The sequence below is a fragment of the Pseudomonas syringae group sp. 247E2 genome (assembly GCF_032587795.1).
Taxonomy (GTDB): domain Bacteria; phylum Pseudomonadota; class Gammaproteobacteria; order Pseudomonadales; family Pseudomonadaceae; genus Aquipseudomonas; species Aquipseudomonas amygdali.
In genome coordinates this window covers 1-17363 of the sequence record NZ_JAWHPK010000011.1, presented here as the reverse complement: position 1 = coordinate 17363, position 17363 = coordinate 1, and the positions used below count along the sequence as shown (strand labels likewise).

Sequence of the window (17363 nt, the reverse complement as noted above, 5' to 3'; positions counted from 1 at the left end):
ACGATAGTTAATACTGTCACGCCCTACACGCAGCCGCTGCCAACGCAAAGCTTTTCGGTCGCGATAGCACTGGCGACGCAAATTGCGACGTTAGTGACGGCTGAGTCCTGGCGCTGATCCGGGGGTAGCCTGGCAGGACGCCAGGCTAGCCGCACCGGGCCATGGATGGCCCGTTGCGGCGACCCCCGGATCAGTGACAGGGCGAAGGAACACGACGAAGTCGGGCCGGAAACAGGAGCGAGGGGATTTGCCTACTTTGGCCCCATCAAAGTAGGTCGCCGAGGGGCGAAAAGGGGACTTGAGCAGAATCCAACCCACCTGACATCACAGAACTGCCATGTGACGCAGAGCGTCCAGAACGGCATGCGACACGGAGCGTCGCACGATAGTTGAGATTATCGTTCCTCACGCTCCAGCGTAGGAATGCCTTGGGCGACGCTCCGCGTCACAGATTTGTGCCGCATCGCACATTCAAGATCGGACGCAAATCCAGAACGACGAACCGAAGTGAAGCGTCGGCACGATAGTCAACGCGCGTATTGGCACGAGGGGCGTGATTCCAACAGGCACAAAAAAAGACGCCGAAGCGTCTTTTTCAGTCAAAGGCGGCCCCAGGTCACTTACCGACCTGTTTTTCCTTGATTTCAGCAAGTGTCTTGCAATCGACGCACTGGTCGGCAGTCGGGCGCGCTTCAAGACGGCGAATGCCGATCTCTACGCCGCACGATTCACACCAGCCGTATTCTTCGTCCTTGATCAGTTGCAGCGTCTTGTCGATCTTCTTGATCAGCTTGCGTTCGCGGTCACGGGCACGAAGTTCGAGGCTGAACTCTTCTTCCTGACTGGCACGGTCGGCCGGGTCGGGAAAGTTGGCTGCTTCGTCCTTCATGTGGTCTACCGTTCGGTCGACCTCTTGCATCAAGTCCTGCTTCCACTTGTTCAGGATCTTGGTGAAGTGCGCGCGCATGGGCTCGCTCATGTACTCCTCACCCTTTGTTTCCGGGTAGGGTGCAAAGCCGCCGATTAGATGGCTGTGTTGCTTTTCTGGGGTGGGCATGTCTGGACCGCCTCTCACTCTTCTAATCTATTGCGCAGGATTGTTCCATCACCGACACCCGTCGGCCCTGCAGCTGCAAGCGGGCGAACTTACCAGATCAAATCGGAGTGCGCTACTCCCGGTTGTCGAGCATGACGACGCCGTCCGCGTATAGAGATGGCTATTTCACATCTGCCCTTCACTTAAATGAACTCTAGTCGATGCGTACCGTCGTAGCTTTCTTTTATTCAGCATTCGACGACTGGGTTTTTCAGCCCGTTAAAGCACCGTAGTGCGGTCGGTTCGGTAGAATCATGCCGCGTCGTCATGACAATCATGTTTTTAATACCCGCACCCATAAAGGAATATCCATGCCCCAGCCTTACAGTGCACGTAGTCGCGCCATCGAACCTTTTCATGTCATGGCGTTGCTGGCGCGTGCCAATGAACTGCAGGCAGCGGGTCATGACGTTATTCACCTTGAAATCGGCGAGCCCGATTTTACGACTGCGCAGCCCATCATCAAGGCTGGCCAGGCGGCGCTGGCAGACGGCAAGACTCGCTACACCGCCGCTCGTGGTCTTCCGCAACTGCGCGAAGCCATTTCCGGATTCTATGCCCGACGCTACGGCGTTGATATTGATCCCCAGCGCATTCTGGTCACGCCGGGCGGTTCGGGCGCGTTGTTGCTTGCCAGCAGCCTGTTGGTCGATCCGGGCAAGCATTGGTTGCTGGCCGACCCTGGCTACCCTTGCAATCGACACTTCCTGCGTTTGATCGAGGGCGAGGCGCAACTGGTGCCGGTCGGTCCGCAAGAACGCTATCAACTGAATCCCGAACTGGTGGCGGCTCACTGGAACCAGAACAGTGTCGGCGCACTGGTGGCATCGCCTGCCAATCCTACCGGCACGCTGCTGAATCGCGACGAACTGGCAGCCTTGTCACAAGCGCTGAAAGCTCGTAACGGCCACCTGGTGGTGGATGAGATTTACCACGGCCTGACCTACGGCGTGGAGGCCAGCAGTGTGCTGGAGGTGGATGACGAAGCGTTTGTTCTTAATAGTTTTTCAAAGTATTTCGGCATGACGGGCTGGCGCCTCGGTTGGCTGGTTGCACCGCAAGACGCCGTGGTCGATCTGGAAAAACTGGCGCAGAACCTCTACATCAGCGCACCAAGCATGGCGCAACATGCCGCGCTTGCCTGCTTTGAGCCTCAGACACTTGAAATATTCGAGCAGCGGCGCGCCGAGTTCGGCCGTCGCCGGGACTTCCTGTTGCCTGCGCTGCGCGAACTGGGTTTCGGTATTGCCGTCGAGCCGGAAGGGGCATTCTATTTGTACGCCGACATCTCGGCGTTTGGCGGCGATGCCTTCGTGTTCTGCCGGCATTTTCTGGAAACCGAGCATGTCGCTTTTACGCCAGGCCTGGACTTTGGTCGCCATCAGGCTGGGCATCATGTGCGCTTTGCCTATACACAGAGCCTGCCGCGCCTTCAGCAGGCAGTCGAGCGAATTGCTCGCGGTTTGCGTAGCTGGGGTGCCTGATGCGCTTTGCTCCGCAGCTTGAACAGGGACGCCTGCTGATCCGTTACAAACGCTTTCTGGCTGATATCGAAACCGACAGCGGCGAGCTGTTGACCATTCACTGCCCCAACACCGGTTCGATGCTCAACTGCATGATGCCCGGTGGGCGTGTGTGGTTCAGCCGTTCAAGTGACCCGAAGCGCAAGCTGCCGGGCACTTGGGAAATCAGCGAGACGCCGCAGGGCAGGCTGGCCTGTATCAACACCGGGCGAGCCAATACGCTGGTTGAAGAGGCCTTGCGCGCCGGGGTTATCAGCGAACTCGAGGGGTTTACGACGCTCAAGCGCGAGGTGGCCTACGGGCAGGAAAAGAGTCGTGTGGACTTTCGCCTTGAATACCCTGATGGCTATCTGTATCTGGAAGTGAAAAGTGTCACGTTGGGTTTCGATGATTCCAGTGTCGCTGCGTTTCCCGACGCGGTTACCCAGCGTGGTGCGCGGCACTTGCGTGAACTGGCCACGCTGGCGCGCGAGGGCGTGCGGGCCGTGTTGTTGTATTGCGTCAACCTCACCGGTATCGACGCCGTGCGACCCGCAAAGGAGATCGATCCGGCTTACGCGGCTGCGTTGCGCGAAGCCATTGACGCTGGTGTGCAAATTCTTGCCTACGGTGTGCACCTGACGTCAGACGAAATTGTTATTGACCGACGACTGCAGGTGCACTGGCTGGATTGAAGCGTTCTGGGCGTGGCGAGTCAGTCCTCGTCATCCTCCATGGGCAGCGACACCCAGATCCCCTCAGCATCTTCACGGCTCTGGATCGCCGTCAATGATTGGCCTTCGCAGGGGCCGGCAACGCATTCGCCATTCTCGATCAGAAACAACGCCCCATGCATTGCGCACCGGATCAGGCTGGCGCTGCTGTCGAGGAATTGATCCGGCTGCCATTCCAGGGCGATACCGCGATGCGGGCAGCGGTTTTTGTAGATGAACACTTCACCCTGACGACGTACTGCCAGCAATGCGTGTCCGCCTAGCTCGAAACCCCTGCTTTGGGCTTCGTGCAAGTGACTTGAGGTGCAAAGGAATTTCAAGAAGCCTCCACAGGCCTGTTTTTTGTGTAGACGCCTGACCTGGGTAGTCTGACAGCTTCTTTGGATTGTCGCGTTGTCGTACGCGGGGCTTGTTACAGGCTGCGTCAGTTTTTTCCTGTCTTCCTGTGGCTTTTTTCTCTGAGCATGGTCCTAGCGCCTTCTGGCCTTCAAGCCCGTATATCGTTCTGCCCATGTTTTGCAGAGCGAATACGCCATGAAAGAGATGACAGCAGATGATGAGCGGCTGGCGCGTCAGGTCATAAGGCTGCTTGAGCTGTTTGCCCTCAATGCCGACGATACGGAGCAGCGCATCGTCGGCATTTGTCAGCGCGCATGGACGCCTGTGGGGCAGGTTGCCGCGGTCTGCGTGCAGCCGCGTTTCGTGTGTCTGGCGCGCACCACCCTGGACCGTATGCTGGCGCATGACATCAAGGTTGTCGCCATAGTCAATTTCCCTCACGGCAGCAGCAACATTCAGTCAGTGACCTCGCAAGTTCGCGCTGCGCTGCTGTCCGGCGCGGACGAAATAGATGTCGTGTACCCCTTTCGCGCACTGCTCGGTGGGGACAGGCAGCCCGGCCTTGAGATGATATCGGCGTGCAGCTCATTGTGTGCAGGGCGGGTCAAACTCACCGCGACACTTGAAACCGGCGATCTGCGCGATTCCCAAATGATCCTCAATGCTTGCCGCGATGCGATTGTTTCGGGTGCCGACTTTATCAAGACCAGCACAGGCAAATCAGCCACCCACGTTACACCGCAGGCTGCGCGGGTGATGCTCGAGTCTATCGCGGACTTCGGCGGGCAGGTGGGGTTGAAGGTTGCGGGAGGGATCCGGACGTTCGACGAGGCACGTTTTTACATGACGCTGGCGCGTGCCCGTTTTGGTCGGCAATGGATGAACGCCGGGCGCGTGCGGTTGGGCGGCTCAAGCTTACTGGACGATTTGCTGGCCAGACTTGGCCTGTATGAGTCGTATGGCAACGGTTTTTGAGCGGTGGGCAGCTTTTTGAAGGACAAAAAAAGACCCGGCAAAGAGCCGGGTCAAAAACCGTGATTAGCCTGATGAGGAGATAATCTGAAAGTCCGAACCAAGGTCTTTCAGTTACCGTCCAGTCTCTCGACCGGATGTGATAATCATAACGATTCTCATTTCTAAGTCAACAGTTCTTTTGAACCTGTCCATGCTCATCACCTGACAGCTATCCATAGGCCAAAAATGCCTTGCACGGCATAACGGCTGGCTGCGCATGGCCGCGATATTTAGAGGGGGAGTTTCGGAAATGAAGCGACGCAGCGCCAGCCTGACATGCATTGCGCATGCAGGCTGCGAAGGTTTTACGGTTTTAGCGGGTGCGATAGCGCAGGCGTGTACCGAAATTTACCGACATCAGAATCTCGTCAGCCGAGAGCTCGGCGGGGAAGAACACGCCTGAAATCTGTGCGTGAGCGATACTCGCACCTTCCATCGGCGTGTGCCGCAGGTCCAGGCCGCGAAGGTCGGCAGACCGGAAGTAGGCGTCGGTGAAGTCGATACCGGCGGTGTCCAGTGCCCGCAGGTCCAGCCCTCGAAAGTCGCCCCCGGCCATGTCAATTGTGCCGGTCCGCGGTTTTTCCTGGTTGAAACCTTCGACATCATCTTTGCGCAGCAGCATATAAAGCGGTGAGTCGATCTGTTTGGGCTGGCTCATGATGGCCTCGGACATGTGGTTGCGTTGGAATTATGACGCCATTATATCGCCATCATTGCGAGGCCGTGAAGCGTTACCCGCTCAACGGCCATGTACCGGTTTTACAGCCCCGGCAGGCGCTGGCGCAGGTTGTCGATGAGGCTGTCCAGCTCACTGCTGATGTGGGTGGCAACCTTCTTGCTGCGCAGCGTTTCCTCTGCGCTCAGCGGTTCGCGGTTGGCCTGCTGGGCCTCGATGACCTCCAGGGTGGCGTCGGAAGGATCATTGTTCTGTGCCTGACGCTGGGCAAGCCAGCCAGCGATCACTGCCTGTGGTGCTTCGCAATCGAGGATCATAAACGGCACGCCGGTGTTTTCGGCGACTTTTGCCGCTGCATCACGCTGCCCATGCTTGAGGTAGGTGGCATCGATCACTACCGAGAAGCCTGCGCGAAGGGTTATACCGGCAAGTTCGTGCAGGTGTGCATAGGTTGCATCGTTGGCTTGCGCGCCATACATCTCTTCATCTCGCCCGGCAAATAGGCGCTTGCGCTCTATGTCCGAACGCAGGCGAATGGCGCCCAGCGATTCCACCAGGCGCATTGCGACATGGCTTTTGCCGACGGCTGATACACCGTGGGTAATTGTCAGGAACGGTGAGGGAATGGCGCTGTAGCTTTCGGCCAGATTGGCGTAGTTGCGGTATTGACGAAGCGTCGCTGCGCGCTGCACACCGTCGGCATCGGATGGCTGGCTGAACAGCGCCACTTTGGCACGAACCATCGCCCGATAAGCCTTGTAGAAATTCAGCAGTTCCAGGCCTGCGTAGTCGCCGGTGACTTCCAGGTACTGGCTGATCAGGCGCCGGGAAAGGGATTTCAGGCCGCGGTCCTCAAGGTCCATTGCCAGGAAGCCGATGTCGGCGTACACGTCGGTCTTGCGGAACGGTTCGTTGAACTCGATGCAGTCAAACAGCACGACCTTGCCGTCAATCACTGTCGCGTTGCCCAGATGGATGTCGCCGTGGCATTCGCGGATGAATCCGTCGGCCTTGCGCTGAGCCAGCAGTGGCTTGAGCCGCGCAAAGCTAGACTCTGCCCACGCCTGCAGGGCATCGAGCTGTGCCAGGTCGGATTTTTCGCTGATCAGTGGACGAATCTGCTCAAAATTCTGTACCACGGGGGCCATCACGCTGTCTGGCGAGCCCAGTTCGCTTTCGGTTCCGACCTGCGGCGAGCTGAGGTGGAAGCCTGCGATCTGGCGCGCCAGTTCGTCGATATGCGCAGTGGTCACCTCGCCGTTGGCCTGCAGGGTGCTGAGCAGGCCGTCCTGTGAAAACTGCTTCATCTTCAAGGCGTATTCGATGACTTCGCCGTCGCCGCCCAATTGCGGCGCGTCGACTGTGCCGGTGATCGGCAGCACTTCGATGTAGAGGTCGTCGGTCAGGCGCTGATTGAGGCGCAGCTCTTCTTCGCAGAAATGCTTACGCAGAGCCAGCGTAGTAAAATCCAGAAAACCGAAGTTCATCGGCTTCTTGAATTTGTAGGCATACGGGCCAGTCAGCAGAACCCACGAAATGTGCGTTTCGATGAGCTGGAAATTCTCCACCGGATGTGGGAAAAGAGCAGGGTTCTGCAGGGCAGCGATCAAAGACTTGCTCACGGGCGATCCTTCAGGAATGTGTTCAAAATGTAAGTACGCGATGCCGCCATTATGGCCGCTTGGCGCGAGGCTGCAAACCGCTGACTCGGGCGTCTGTCGATCCTTGCTAAAGTGCGTATAATCCGCGCCCATGACTCGATCCCGCACCTCTCGTTCTCCTAAAAAGCAACCTCCTCGCAGCCTGAACAAGTGGCTGGGCTGGGCGTTGAAGCTCGGTATTGTCGGCCTGGTTCTGCTGGGCGGCCTGGCCATTTACCTCGATGCAATCGTTCAGGAGAAGTTCTCCGGCAAGCGCTGGACCATTCCGGCCAAGGTCTATGCACGACCGCTGGAGCTGTTCGTCGGACAGAAGCTGAGCCGCGATGATTTTCTCATCGAACTCGACGCCTTGGGTTATCGCCGCGAAAGCGTCGCGAATGGTCCTGGCGCTGCGGCGGTGAATGGCAATACCGTCGACCTCAACACGCGGGGTTTCCAGTTCTACGAAGGCACTGATGCGGCGCAGCAGGTGCGCGTGCGCTTTTCCGGTGATTACGTCGCCGACCTGTCGTCGGGCAATGGTGCCAAGCTTGCCGTGGCGCGGCTGGAGCCCTTGCTGATCGGCGGGCTTTACCCGAAGAACCTCGAAGACCGGATCCTGATCAAGCTTGATCAGGCACCGCCGTATCTGCTCGACGGGCTGGTGGCGGTCGAGGACCGCGATTTCTATCACCACTTCGGCGTGTCGCCCAAGTCCATTGCCCGGGCTATCTGGGTGAATACTTCGCAAGGGCAGATGCGCCAGGGCGGCAGTACGCTGACCCAGCAGTTGGTCAAGAACTTCTACCTGACCAACGAGCGCAGCCTGACCCGCAAGCTCACCGAGGCCATGATGGCGGTCTTGCTGGAGATCCATTACAGCAAGCAGGAAATCCTTGAGGCTTACCTCAATGAAGTGTTTGTCGGTCAGGACGGTCAACGTGCAGTGCACGGTTTTGGTCTGGCCAGTCAGTATTTCTTCAGCCAGCCGCTTTCCGAACTGAAGATTCATCAGGTGGCGATGCTGGTCGGGCTGGTCAAGGGGCCGTCCTTCTACAACCCGCGCCGCAACCCCGAGCGTGCTCTGGAGCGTCGTAATCTGGTGCTCGACCTGTTTGAGCAGCAAGGTGTGGCAACCCCCGAAGTGGTGGCCGCCGCGAAGAAATTGCCACTGGGTGTGACCAAGACCGGCACGCTCGCCGACAGCTCGTTCCCGGCTTTTCTGGATCTGGTCAAGCGCCAGTTACGCGAAGACTATCGCGATGAAGACTTGACCGAAGAAGGGCTGCGGATCTTTACCAGCTTTGATCCGATCCTGCAGATGAAGTCCCAGGCCGCTATGGACGACACGTTCAAAAAGCTCGCCGGGCGCAAGGGTGTTGATGAAGTAGAGGCGGGTATGGTCGTCACCAACCCGGAGACCGGTGAAGTGCAGGCGCTGATTGGCGGTCGCGAGGCCGGGTTCTCGGGTTTCAACCGGGCGATCGATGCAGTGCGTCCGATAGGCTCGCTGGTCAAGCCGGCTATTTACCTGACCGCACTGGAACGTCCGAGCCAGTACACGCTGACCAGCTGGATTGCCGACGAACTGTTTCAGGTCAAGGGCGCTGATGGCCAGATCTGGAAACCGCAGAACTACGATCACAAGTCGCATGGCAACATCTTTCTGTATCAAGGGCTGGCGCATTCCTACAACCTGTCGACTGCCAAGCTGGGCCTTGAGCTGGGTATTCCAACTGTCTTCAAGACACTGGCCAAACTGGGTGTAACGCGTGAGTGGCCTGCTTATCCGTCGATGCTGCTGGGTGCGGGCGGCTTGAGTCCGATGGAAGTCGCCACCATGTACCAGACCATCGCCAGCGGCGGGTTCAATACGCCGATGCGTGGTATTCGCAGTGTGCTGACCGCCGAAGGTGAACCGCTCAAGCGTTATCCGTTCAAGATCGAGCAGCGTTTCGATCCGGGTGCCATTTACCTGGTACAGAATGCGATGCAGCGGGTCATGCGCGAAGGGACGGGCAAATCTGTTTACAACGTGTTGCCGAGCTCGCTGAATCTGGCGGGCAAGACCGGCACCAGTAATGACTCGCGCGACAGCTGGTTCGCCGGTTTCAGTCAGGATCTGCTGGCTGTGGTGTGGATGGGCCGTGATGATAACGGCAAGACTCCGTTTACCGGTGCCACTGGTGCCCTGCAGGTCTGGACCAGCTTTATGCGCAAGGCCAATCCGCTGCCGCTGGACATGGCGATGCCGGATAACGTCGTTCAGGCGTGGGTCGATGCGCAGACAGGCCAGGGTTCTGATTCGAGCTGCCCGAATGCAGTGCAGATGCCGTATATTCGCGGCAGTGAGCCCCAGCCCGGCGCGACATGCGGCGGCGCTCCGGCACCTGCCACTGAGGTGATGGACTGGGTCAAGGGTTGGTTGAACTAGGCAATCGAGGTTTTGAAGTGAATAAATGGTGGATTCCAGCTTTAACGGCACTGGCCTTGCTGAACGGCTGCGCCAGTGTGGAACGCGGCTCGATTCCGGTCGTGGATTCGAGCTCCAAGGTGTCCAACGGCGAGCGCGCGGCAGCGTCGCGTAACGGCACTTACCGAACCAACACCGCTCCAGTCCAGCAGCCGCAAGCCGTGCCGCAGGATTCGGGCGTCGTGGTGATGGTGCCTGGCGCGGGTGGTGCCGATGCAGGGCAGAGCTTCTCTGCGCCGACCAGTCAGGCGCCGTTCAGTGTCAACACGCCGCCTGTCGACGCCGCTCCGGTCAATCAGGCCCCGATCAGCCCGGCTCCGGCGAACAACAGTTACAGCATGCCGGCTGCCTCTGCACCGACCGGCATTCCGTCCAGTGGCGGCGGTCTGTCAGAGGACGAGCAGCTTGACGGGCCGGTACTGGCGTTGCTGACCACGGCACAGCAACAGCAGAGCAGTGGCGACCTCAACGGCGCATCCTCAAGCCTGGAGCGCGCGCAGCGTGTTGCCCCGCGGGAGCCTCAGGTGCTTTATCGTCTGGCTCAGGTGCGTCTGGCTCAGGGCGATGCAGCCCAGGCCGAGCAACTGGCTCGTCGCGGTCTGACCTACGCCAACGGGCGTACCAGCCTTCAGGCCAGCCTTTGGGGTCTGATCGCCCAGTCTCGCGAAAAGCAGGGTGACGCGGCCGGTGCTGCGCTGGCTCGCCAAAAGGCTCGCTGATGGACGTGCGTTTGCCTGAGGTGGCCGAGCAGTTGTTGTTGATAGAGCGCGAGTTGCGCGCGCTGGGCTGGTGGGATGCGACGCCGCCCAGCGAGCAGGCGCTTGCCAGTCAGGAACCGTTCAGCGTCGATACGCTCGAGTTCGCGCAGTGGCTGCAATGGATCTTCCTGCCGCGCATGAAAGTCATCCTCGAGCGTGACCTGCCGCTGCCCAATGCGTCCGGCATTCTGGAGATGGCCGAGATGGTCTATGCCGGGCGCCTGAGTGAAACCCGGCTGCTGCAGCAGCATCTGGCACGGTTCGATCAGTTGATTACGGCCGCTCGCTGAGCCAATCCTCTAGCGACAGAATTCGCTGATGGCTTTCTCGGTTTCTTCGATACGCGTCTTGCGGTTTTCATCCGTGAGACGCCTCGACTCTCCTCCGACCTGCTCGCGCACTCGCGGATTGTTCTGCAACTGCGCGAGATTGGTGCGCAGGGTTTCGCAATTCTCCGCGCGTTTCGCTTCCTGAGCCTTCACCTGACTTTTGACTTTCTGGTCAATAGCGCGTTGCTGTGCAGCTCCGTCGTCCGCAGGAGTGCTGGGCGCAGAGGCAGGCGGCGGCGTCTGCACATTAATTTCCTGCACCTGCTGGCCGGTGGGGGGTTGAGCATCAAAATGCGTCACGCCCTGAGCGTCGACCCACTTATAGATTGAGGCGGCCTGGCTGGTTGTGCTGAGGGCCAGTGCGGCGGCGAGAATCATCCAATGCATGTCGTGTCCTTGAGAGTCTGTGCACACAGAAAACTACCATAACGGTGCATTTCAGTCCGAAACGGTGCGATTTCGCCGGTCCTCTGTCAAGAAAGCGCACGGATCACTTGACTTGAAGGGGGGGAATCACAACAATCCAAAGTTCGCTGTAGAAGGACTGCCAGAAGCAGACCCTCTCAGTAGATCATGAGGCGCACACCCGCGCCGACCTGTAACACCCGCAACGCGTTACCTCGCGCTGGGTGGGAATGTTCCGCAACACTCAGGGACCTCCCAATACTTGCTCAGTCAGTGCTGACGTAGTCGGCGACCACCGTCGCTCATGCTCTGCTGGCAGTAAACCTATTAAGACCCGTCCCGGAGTGGGCGGTATTCTGGCGTTTTAGAGGTGAACAACGTGGAGCTTTTATCTGGCGCTGAAATGGTCGTCCGCTTTTTGCGTGACGAAGGCGTTGAGCATATCTATGGGTACCCGGGTGGTGCTCTCCTGCATGTCTACGATGCCCTGTTCAAAGAACCGGCGGTAAGCCATATCCTTGTTCGCCACGAGCAGGCTGCCACGCACATGGCCGACGGCTATGCGCGGGCTACCGGCAAGGCGGGCGTGGTGCTGGTGACGTCCGGTCCAGGTGCAACCAATGCCATTACCGGTATCGCCACGGCGTACATGGACTCCATTCCGATGGTGGTTCTGTCTGGTCAGGTAGCGAGTACGCTGGTGGGTACCGATGCCTTCCAGGAGACCGACATGATCGGTATCTCCCGGCCAATCGTGAAGCACAGCTTCATGATCAAGCACCCGTCGGAAATCCCGGAAGTCCTGAAAAAGGCTTTCTACCTGGCGCAGTCCGGTCGTCCGGGCCCTGTAGTGGTCGACATTCCGAAAGACATGACCAACCCGGCCGAGAAATTCGAATACGTCTTTCCGAAAAAAGCCAAGCTGCGCTCCTACAGCCCAGCGGTCCGTGGCCATTCCGGCCAGATCCGCAAAGCCGTCGAGATGCTGCTGGCGGCCAAGCGTCCTATCGTCTACGCCGGTGGCGGCGTGATCATGGGCAATGCTTCGGCGCAACTGACCGAACTGGCGCAACTGCTCAATGCTCCGGTCACCAATACCCTGATGGGGCTTGGCTGCTATCCGGGCACGGATCGTCAGTTCGTCGGCATGCTCGGGATGCACGGCAGCTACACCGCCAACCTCGCGATGCACCACACCGATGTGATCCTGGCAGTCGGCGCGCGCTTTGATGACCGTGTCATCAATGGCGCGAGCAAGTTCTGTCCGAACGCAAAAATCATCCACATCGACATCGACCCGGCTTCGATCTCCAAGACCATCAAGGCCGACGTGCCTATCGTCGGTCCTGTCGAAAGCGTGCTTACCGAAATGGTCGCCACTTTGAAAGAGATCGGCGAGACACCTGACAAGGCATCCGTTGCCGCGTGGTGGAAGCAGATTGACGAGTGGCGCGGTGCGGGTGATCTGTTCCCGTACAACCGTGGCGATGGCACCGTCATCAAGCCGCAAGCCGTTATCGAAACGCTGTGCGAAGTCACCAAGGGCGACGCTTACGTCACCTCGGACGTTGGCCAGCATCAGATGTTCGCTGCGCAGTACTACCGTTTCAACAAGCCGAACCGCTGGATCAACTCGGGCGGTCTGGGCACGATGGGCTTTGGCTTCCCGGCTGCGATGGGCGTAAAGCTGAGCTTTCCGGATGCGCACGTTGCCTGTGTGACCGGTGAAGGCAGTATCCAGATGAACATTCAGGAACTGTCGACCTGCCTGCAATACGGCTTGCCGGTGAAGATCATCCTGCTCAATAACGGTGTTCTGGGCATGGTCCGTCAGTGGCAAGACATGAGCTATGGCTCGCGTCACTCGCATTCCTACATGGAATCGCTGCCTGATTTCGTCAAGCTGGTCGAAGCCTATGGCCACGTCGGCATGCGTATCACTGACCTGAAGGACTTGAAGCCGAAGATGGAAGAAGCTTTTGCCATGACTGATCGTCTGGTGTTCATGGATATTCAGGTCGATGTGACCGAGCACGTCTACCCGATGCAGATCAAGGACGGCTCCATGCGCGATATGTGGTTGAGCAAGACGGAGCGGACATAATCATGCGCCATATCATTTCCCTGCTGCTGGAAAACGAACCGGGTGCATTGTCTCGCGTCGTCGGTCTGTTCTCCCAGCGCAACTACAACATCGAAAGCCTGACGGTTGCGCCGACCGAAGACCCGACCCTGTCGCGTCTGACGCTCACCACCGTAGGCCATGATGAGGTGATCGAGCAGATCACCAAGAACCTCAACAAACTTATCGAAGTGGTCAAGCTGGTCGACCTGTCGGAAAGCGCTCACATCGAGCGCGAACTGATGTTGGTCAAGGTCAAGGCCACTGGCGCGCAGCGTGCCGAGATCAAGCGCACCACGGATATTTTCCGCGGGCAGATCGTCGACGTGACCGCCAGCGTTTATACCGTGCAGCTGAGCGGCACGAGCGACAAACTGGACAGCTTCATTCAGGCCATCGGCACCGCCGCTATCCTGGAAACAGTACGCAGCGGCGTAACGGGCATTGCCCGTGGCGACAAAGTGCTGAGCATTTAAATCAATTAAGCAAATGGCCTGAACGGCCAAGATAACAGGGGATTTCCATGAAAGTTTTCTACGACAAAGACTGTGACCTTTCGATCATCCAGGGCAAGAAAGTCGCCATCATCGGTTACGGTTCGCAAGGCCACGCTCAAGCGTGCAACCTGAAAGACTCCGGCGTTGATGTCACTGTTGGCCTGCGTAAAGGTTCGGCTACTGTCGCCAAGGCCGAGGCTCATGGCCTGAAAGTGACTGATGTTGCTTCTGCCGTTGCTGCTGCCGACCTGGTCATGATCCTGACCCCGGACGAGTTTCAGTCCCAGCTGTACAAGAACGAAGTCGAGCCGAACCTGAAAAAGGGCGCAACACTGGCGTTCTCCCACGGCTTCGCGATTCACTACAACCAGGTTGTACCGCGCGCTGACCTCGACGTGATCATGATCGCGCCAAAAGCTCCAGGCCACACCGTACGTACCGAGTTCGTCAAGGGCGGCGGTATTCCTGACCTGATCGCGGTTTATCAGGATGCTTCCGGCAACGCCAAGAACGTTGCCCTGTCCTACGCTTCGGGCGTTGGCGGCGGCCGTACCGGCATCATCGAAACCACCTTCAAGGACGAGACTGAAACCGACCTGTTCGGCGAGCAGGCTGTTCTGTGCGGCGGTACTGTCGAGCTGGTAAAAGCTGGTTTCGAAACGCTGGTTGAAGCTGGCTACGCGCCGGAAATGGCCTACTTCGAGTGCCTGCACGAACTGAAGCTGATCGTTGATCTCATGTACGAAGGCGGTATCGCCAACATGAACTACTCGATCTCCAACAACGCCGAATACGGCGAGTACGTGACCGGCCCTGAAGTCATCAACGCTGAATCCCGCCAGGCCATGCGCAACGCTCTGAAGCGCATCCAGGATGGTGAATACGCGAAGATGTTCATCAGCGAAGGCGCTACCGGCTACCCATCGATGACCGCCAAGCGTCGTAACAACGCTGCCCACGGCATCGAAATCATCGGCGAGAAACTGCGCTCGATGATGCCTTGGATCGCTGCGAACAAAATCGTCGACAAAGACAAGAACTAAGCTTTAGCTTCGCAAAAAAACGCGGCCAATCGGTCGCGTTTTTTCGTTATGGGTCAGGCTCTGGTATAAAGCTGCATCGTTTGCCGCCGAACCCTCGCGGCAGACCTCTGTCGAACCTTTTCATACCGCTGCAAGGTAATCTCCATGAGCGAACGTCCCGAGGAGCCCAACAAGGCCTCCGACGCTGAAAGTCTGCTACCTATCGATGAACATGTGGAAGAAGGGCATGACGCCGAAGGCCGGCAGGTCCGGCATCGCGGTATCTATCTGCTGCCCAACCTGTTTACCACTGCGAACCTGTTCGCTGGCTTTTACTCCATCATCAGTTCCATGAGCGCACAAAGCGCGATGAGTGCGGGTGATACCGCCGGCGCGAGCAAGTATTTCGCGTTCGCTGCCATTGCGATCTTCGTCGCCATGGTTCTCGACGGGCTGGATGGTCGCGTTGCGCGCATGACCAATACCCAGAGCGCGTTTGGTGCCGAATACGATTCCCTGTCCGACATGGTCGCCTTTGGTGTGGCACCCGCGCTGCTGGCATTCGGTTGGGCATTGGGTGACATGGGCAAGGTGGGCTGGATGGTCGCCTTCATCTATGTGGCGGGCGCGGCATTGCGTCTGGCGCGCTTCAACACTCAGGTCGGCAAGGCTGACAAACGTTACTTCATCGGTTTGGCTAGCCCGGCTGCGGCAGGTGTTGTGGCCGGCACGGTCTGGGCGTTCAGTGATTTCGGGATTCAGGGTTCGAAGCTGTCGTTCCTGGTGGCCTTGCTGGTTGCGGCGGCAGGCATGCTGATGGTCAGCAACATCAAGTACAACAGCTTCAAGGAGCTGGACCTGAAAGGGCGTGTACCTTTTGTTGCGATTCTGGCCGTGGTGCTGGTGTTTGCCGTGGTATTCAGCGATCCGCCACGTATTCTGCTGCTGATATTCCTCGCCTATGCCCTGTCTGGACCGATTCAGTACCTATTGCGTCGCCGCAAGGCCTAGTCAATGATCTAATTTCCACCATACTCCGTAGTCTATTGGTGCATCAGTTCCCTGGCCTGCGGAGTCATCATGCTAATCAAGCTTCCTTCTTCGTCCGACTCCAAAGAGTCGGACGTCACGCCTGAATCCATCTATCTCTCGCGACGTACGTTGCTCGGCGGCTCGCTTGCGGGTCTGGCCGTCACGGCACTGCCACGCTGGGCAAGCGCTGCAGACGCTTCGCGCTATGCGGATGTAGAGCCCGGGAAAGCGCCGGGCTGGTTTGCCGACAAGCTGCCTTCTACAAAATGGCAGGCGGTCAACGTCAAGGATGAGGCGATCACGCCGTTCAAGGACGCGACCCACTACAACAACTTCTACGAGTTTGGTACCGACAAGGGCGATCCGGCAAAGAATGCCGGTTCCTTGCAGACCGAGCCGTGGAGTGTCGTGATCGATGGCGAAGTCGGCAAGCCGGGCCGCTATGCGCTGGAAGACTTCATGAAGCCTTATCAGCTGGAGGAGCGGATCTACAGGCTGCGCTGCGTCGAAGCCTGGTCGATGGTCATTCCCTGGATGGGCTTTCCTATCTCTGCACTGCTTAAGCAGGTAGAGCCGACCTCGAAGGCCAAATACATTCGCTTCGAAACGCTTGAAGACCCAAAGTCCATGCCTGGGCAACGCTCTGACTTTGCCCTCATCGACTGGCCGTATGTAGAAGGGCTGCGGCTGGATGAGGCGATGAATCCATTGGCGATTCTTGCGGTGGGCATGTATGGGCGTGAGTTGCCTAATCAGAACGGCGCGCCGCTGCGTTTGGTGGTGCCTTGGAAGTATGGCTTCAAGAGTGTGAAGTCAATTGTGCGTATCAGTCTGGTCAGTGAGCAGCCGAAGACCACATGGCAAAGCATTGCGGCAAATGAGTACGGCTTCTATGCCAACGTTAACCCGACGGTGGATCACCCTCGTTGGACTCAGGCCCGAGAGCGTCGCTTGCCGAGCGGCCTGTTCAGTCCGAATCTGCGCGACACGAAAATGTTCAACGGTTATGAGGAGGAGGTGGGTGCCTTGTATGCCGGTATGGATTTGCGGAAGGACTATTGATGCGATACCCGTTCTGGCGTCTGGCTGTATTTCTCGCCGCGTGCGTTGCGCCGGTCTGGTGGCTCTATCAGGCATGGATCTTTGCCTTGGGGCCTGATCCGGGCAAGGTTCTGGTAGAAGATTTCGGGCTAGCGACTCTGGTGATGTTGCTGATCACAATGTCCATGACCCCTTTGCAGCGTCTGACTGGCTGGCCGGGGTGGATCGTCGCTCGTCGTCAATTGGGGTTGTGGTGTTTCGCTTATGTGGTGCTGCACATGACGATGTATGCGCTGTTCATTCTCGGGCTGGATTTAGGACAGCTAGGCGTGGAGCTGGTCAAGCGTCCCTATATCATCGTGGGGGCGTTGGCGTTTCTCGGGCTGCTGGCTTTGGCTGTGACGTCCAATCGCTATAGTCAGCGTCGACTCGGCGCGCGCTGGAAGAAGCTACACCGGCTTATATATGTGATTCTGGGGCTGGGCTTGCTGCACATGTTCTGGATTGTCAGGGCTGACCTTAAGGAATGGGCGCTGTATGCGGGGATAGGTGCGTTCCTGTTGCTGTTGCGGATTCCAATGATTACAAGGCGAATCCCGCGTCTTGGAGGTTCTGCCGGGACAGGATCGAAGAAAGTTCAAAATAACGGTTGACGCCCTCTGCGATCTGTCTATAATTCGCCC

17 protein-coding genes are annotated in these 17363 nt (G+C 58.2%); 12 read left to right on the top strand and 5 right to left on the bottom strand.

The window, feature by feature from the left end:
• Positions 1-616 precede the first annotated feature (616 nt).
• Positions 617-1057, bottom strand: a complete 441-nt coding sequence (gene dksA / locus RYC18_RS13135) for an RNA polymerase-binding protein DksA (RefSeq protein WP_002552063.1) — start codon at positions 1055-1057, stop codon at positions 617-619.
• A 350-nt stretch (positions 1058-1407) separates the two neighbouring features.
• Here dksA and RYC18_RS13130 point away from each other — a divergent pair, with 350 nt between their 5' ends.
• Both RYC18_RS13130 and sfsA read left to right on the top strand, forming a co-directional pair.
• Complete coding sequence (locus RYC18_RS13130) at positions 1408-2580, top strand: pyridoxal phosphate-dependent aminotransferase (protein ID WP_316886216.1); 1173 nt, start codon at positions 1408-1410, stop codon at positions 2578-2580.
• Positions 2580-3293: a DNA/RNA nuclease SfsA gene (sfsA, locus tag RYC18_RS13125; RefSeq protein WP_005745522.1), complete on the top strand. Its 714-nt coding sequence runs from the start codon at positions 2580-2582 to the stop codon at positions 3291-3293. The genes RYC18_RS13130 and sfsA overlap by 1 nt, the downstream gene beginning before the upstream one ends.
• A 20-nt stretch (positions 3294-3313) precedes the next feature.
• Here the strand turns inward: sfsA and RYC18_RS13120 are convergent, their stop codons facing one another.
• Positions 3314-3652 carry a Rieske (2Fe-2S) protein gene (locus tag RYC18_RS13120; RefSeq protein WP_080164419.1) on the bottom strand — a complete coding sequence of 113 codons (339 nt, stop codon included), beginning with the start codon at positions 3650-3652 and terminating at the stop codon, positions 3314-3316.
• A gap of 214 nt (positions 3653-3866) precedes the next feature.
• Here RYC18_RS13120 and deoC point away from each other — a divergent pair, with 214 nt between their 5' ends.
• The gene (deoC, locus tag RYC18_RS13115) at positions 3867-4646 is read left to right on the top strand and encodes a deoxyribose-phosphate aldolase (RefSeq protein ID WP_005745524.1); all 780 of its coding nucleotides are present in this window, start codon (positions 3867-3869) and stop codon (positions 4644-4646) included.
• A gap of 352 nt (positions 4647-4998) precedes the next feature.
• Here the strand turns inward: deoC and RYC18_RS13110 are convergent, their stop codons facing one another.
• Positions 4999-5343, bottom strand: a complete 345-nt coding sequence (locus RYC18_RS13110; RefSeq protein ID WP_002552068.1) for a pentapeptide repeat-containing protein — start codon at positions 5341-5343, stop codon at positions 4999-5001.
• Between the two features lie 101 nt (positions 5344-5444).
• Positions 5445-6983, bottom strand: coding sequence for a bifunctional aminoglycoside phosphotransferase/ATP-binding protein (locus tag RYC18_RS13105; RefSeq protein WP_005745525.1), 1539 nt, complete (start codon positions 6981-6983; stop codon positions 5445-5447).
• A 130-nt stretch (positions 6984-7113) separates the two neighbouring features.
• Here RYC18_RS13105 and mrcB point away from each other — a divergent pair, with 130 nt between their 5' ends.
• The 3 genes from mrcB to RYC18_RS13090 are packed head-to-tail and all read left to right on the top strand — an operon-like array spanning position 7114 to position 10522.
• Positions 7114-9435 carry a penicillin-binding protein 1B gene (gene mrcB / locus RYC18_RS13100; protein WP_002552070.1) on the top strand — a complete coding sequence of 774 codons (2322 nt, stop codon included), beginning with the start codon at positions 7114-7116 and terminating at the stop codon, positions 9433-9435.
• Between the two features lie 17 nt (positions 9436-9452).
• Positions 9453-10193: a tetratricopeptide repeat protein gene (locus RYC18_RS13095; protein WP_004658615.1), complete on the top strand. Its 741-nt coding sequence runs from the start codon at positions 9453-9455 to the stop codon at positions 10191-10193.
• Complete coding sequence (locus RYC18_RS13090; RefSeq protein ID WP_004658614.1) at positions 10193-10522, top strand: YqcC family protein; 330 nt, start codon at positions 10193-10195, stop codon at positions 10520-10522. The genes RYC18_RS13095 and RYC18_RS13090 overlap by 1 nt, the downstream gene beginning before the upstream one ends.
• Positions 10523-10531: 9 nt before the next feature.
• Here the strand turns inward: RYC18_RS13090 and RYC18_RS13085 are convergent, their stop codons facing one another.
• Positions 10532-10948: a DUF4124 domain-containing protein gene (locus tag RYC18_RS13085; protein WP_005745528.1), complete on the bottom strand. Its 417-nt coding sequence runs from the start codon at positions 10946-10948 to the stop codon at positions 10532-10534.
• A gap of 397 nt (positions 10949-11345) precedes the next feature.
• On the opposite strand from RYC18_RS13085, the gene RYC18_RS13080 reads away from it, so the two are divergent.
• The 6 genes from RYC18_RS13080 to msrQ all read left to right on the top strand — a co-directional run bounded on the left by RYC18_RS13080 (position 11346) and on the right by msrQ (position 17333).
• On the top strand, positions 11346-13070 hold the full coding sequence (locus tag RYC18_RS13080) for an acetolactate synthase 3 large subunit (protein ID WP_002552074.1): 1725 nt from the start codon (positions 11346-11348) through the stop codon (positions 13068-13070).
• Positions 13071-13072: 2 nt separating this feature from the next.
• Positions 13073-13564 carry an acetolactate synthase small subunit gene (gene ilvN / locus RYC18_RS13075; RefSeq protein ID WP_002552075.1) on the top strand — a complete coding sequence of 164 codons (492 nt, stop codon included), beginning with the start codon at positions 13073-13075 and terminating at the stop codon, positions 13562-13564.
• Between the two features lie 47 nt (positions 13565-13611).
• Positions 13612-14628 (top strand): ketol-acid reductoisomerase, encoded by a 1017-nt coding sequence (gene ilvC / locus RYC18_RS13070; RefSeq protein WP_002552076.1) that lies wholly within the window; start codon positions 13612-13614, stop codon positions 14626-14628.
• A gap of 144 nt (positions 14629-14772) precedes the next feature.
• The gene (pssA, locus tag RYC18_RS13065) at positions 14773-15618 is read left to right on the top strand and encodes a CDP-diacylglycerol--serine O-phosphatidyltransferase (RefSeq protein ID WP_002552077.1); all 846 of its coding nucleotides are present in this window, start codon (positions 14773-14775) and stop codon (positions 15616-15618) included.
• Positions 15619-15687: 69 nt separating this feature from the next.
• A complete protein-coding gene (msrP, locus tag RYC18_RS13060; RefSeq protein ID WP_004667380.1) occupies positions 15688-16701 on the top strand; it encodes a protein-methionine-sulfoxide reductase catalytic subunit MsrP in 1014 nt (337 codons plus the stop codon).
• Positions 16701-17333 (top strand): protein-methionine-sulfoxide reductase heme-binding subunit MsrQ, encoded by a 633-nt coding sequence (gene msrQ / locus RYC18_RS13055; RefSeq protein WP_316886215.1) that lies wholly within the window; start codon positions 16701-16703, stop codon positions 17331-17333. The genes msrP and msrQ overlap by 1 nt, the downstream gene beginning before the upstream one ends.
• Positions 17334-17363 lie beyond the last annotated feature (30 nt).

Bases quoted from the DNA above. Each gene is read 5' to 3' on its own strand.
- dksA (WP_002552063.1), bottom strand. From the start codon at position 1,057: ATGCCCACCCCAGAAAAGCAACACAGCCATCTAATCGGCGGCTTTGCA.
- deoC (WP_005745524.1), top strand. From the start codon at position 3,867: ATGAAAGAGATGACAGCAGATGATGAGCGGCTGGCGCGTCAGGTCATA.
- ilvN (WP_002552075.1), top strand. From the start codon at position 13,073: ATGCGCCATATCATTTCCCTGCTGCTGGAAAACGAACCGGGTGCATTG.
- pssA (WP_002552077.1), top strand. From the start codon at position 14,773: ATGAGCGAACGTCCCGAGGAGCCCAACAAGGCCTCCGACGCTGAAAGT.
- RYC18_RS13090 (WP_004658614.1), top strand. From the start codon at position 10,193: ATGGACGTGCGTTTGCCTGAGGTGGCCGAGCAGTTGTTGTTGATAGAG.
- RYC18_RS13085 (WP_005745528.1), bottom strand. From the start codon at position 10,948: ATGCATTGGATGATTCTCGCCGCCGCACTGGCCCTCAGCACAACCAGC.
- RYC18_RS13110 (WP_002552068.1), bottom strand. From the start codon at position 5,343: ATGAGCCAGCCCAAACAGATCGACTCACCGCTTTATATGCTGCTGCGC.
- RYC18_RS13130 (WP_316886216.1), top strand. From the start codon at position 1,408: ATGCCCCAGCCTTACAGTGCACGTAGTCGCGCCATCGAACCTTTTCAT.
- msrP (WP_004667380.1), top strand. From the start codon at position 15,688: ATGCTAATCAAGCTTCCTTCTTCGTCCGACTCCAAAGAGTCGGACGTC.
- sfsA (WP_005745522.1), top strand. From the start codon at position 2,580: ATGCGCTTTGCTCCGCAGCTTGAACAGGGACGCCTGCTGATCCGTTAC.
- ilvC (WP_002552076.1), top strand. From the start codon at position 13,612: ATGAAAGTTTTCTACGACAAAGACTGTGACCTTTCGATCATCCAGGGC.
- msrQ (WP_316886215.1), top strand. From the start codon at position 16,701: ATGCGATACCCGTTCTGGCGTCTGGCTGTATTTCTCGCCGCGTGCGTT.
- mrcB (WP_002552070.1), top strand. From the start codon at position 7,114: ATGACTCGATCCCGCACCTCTCGTTCTCCTAAAAAGCAACCTCCTCGC.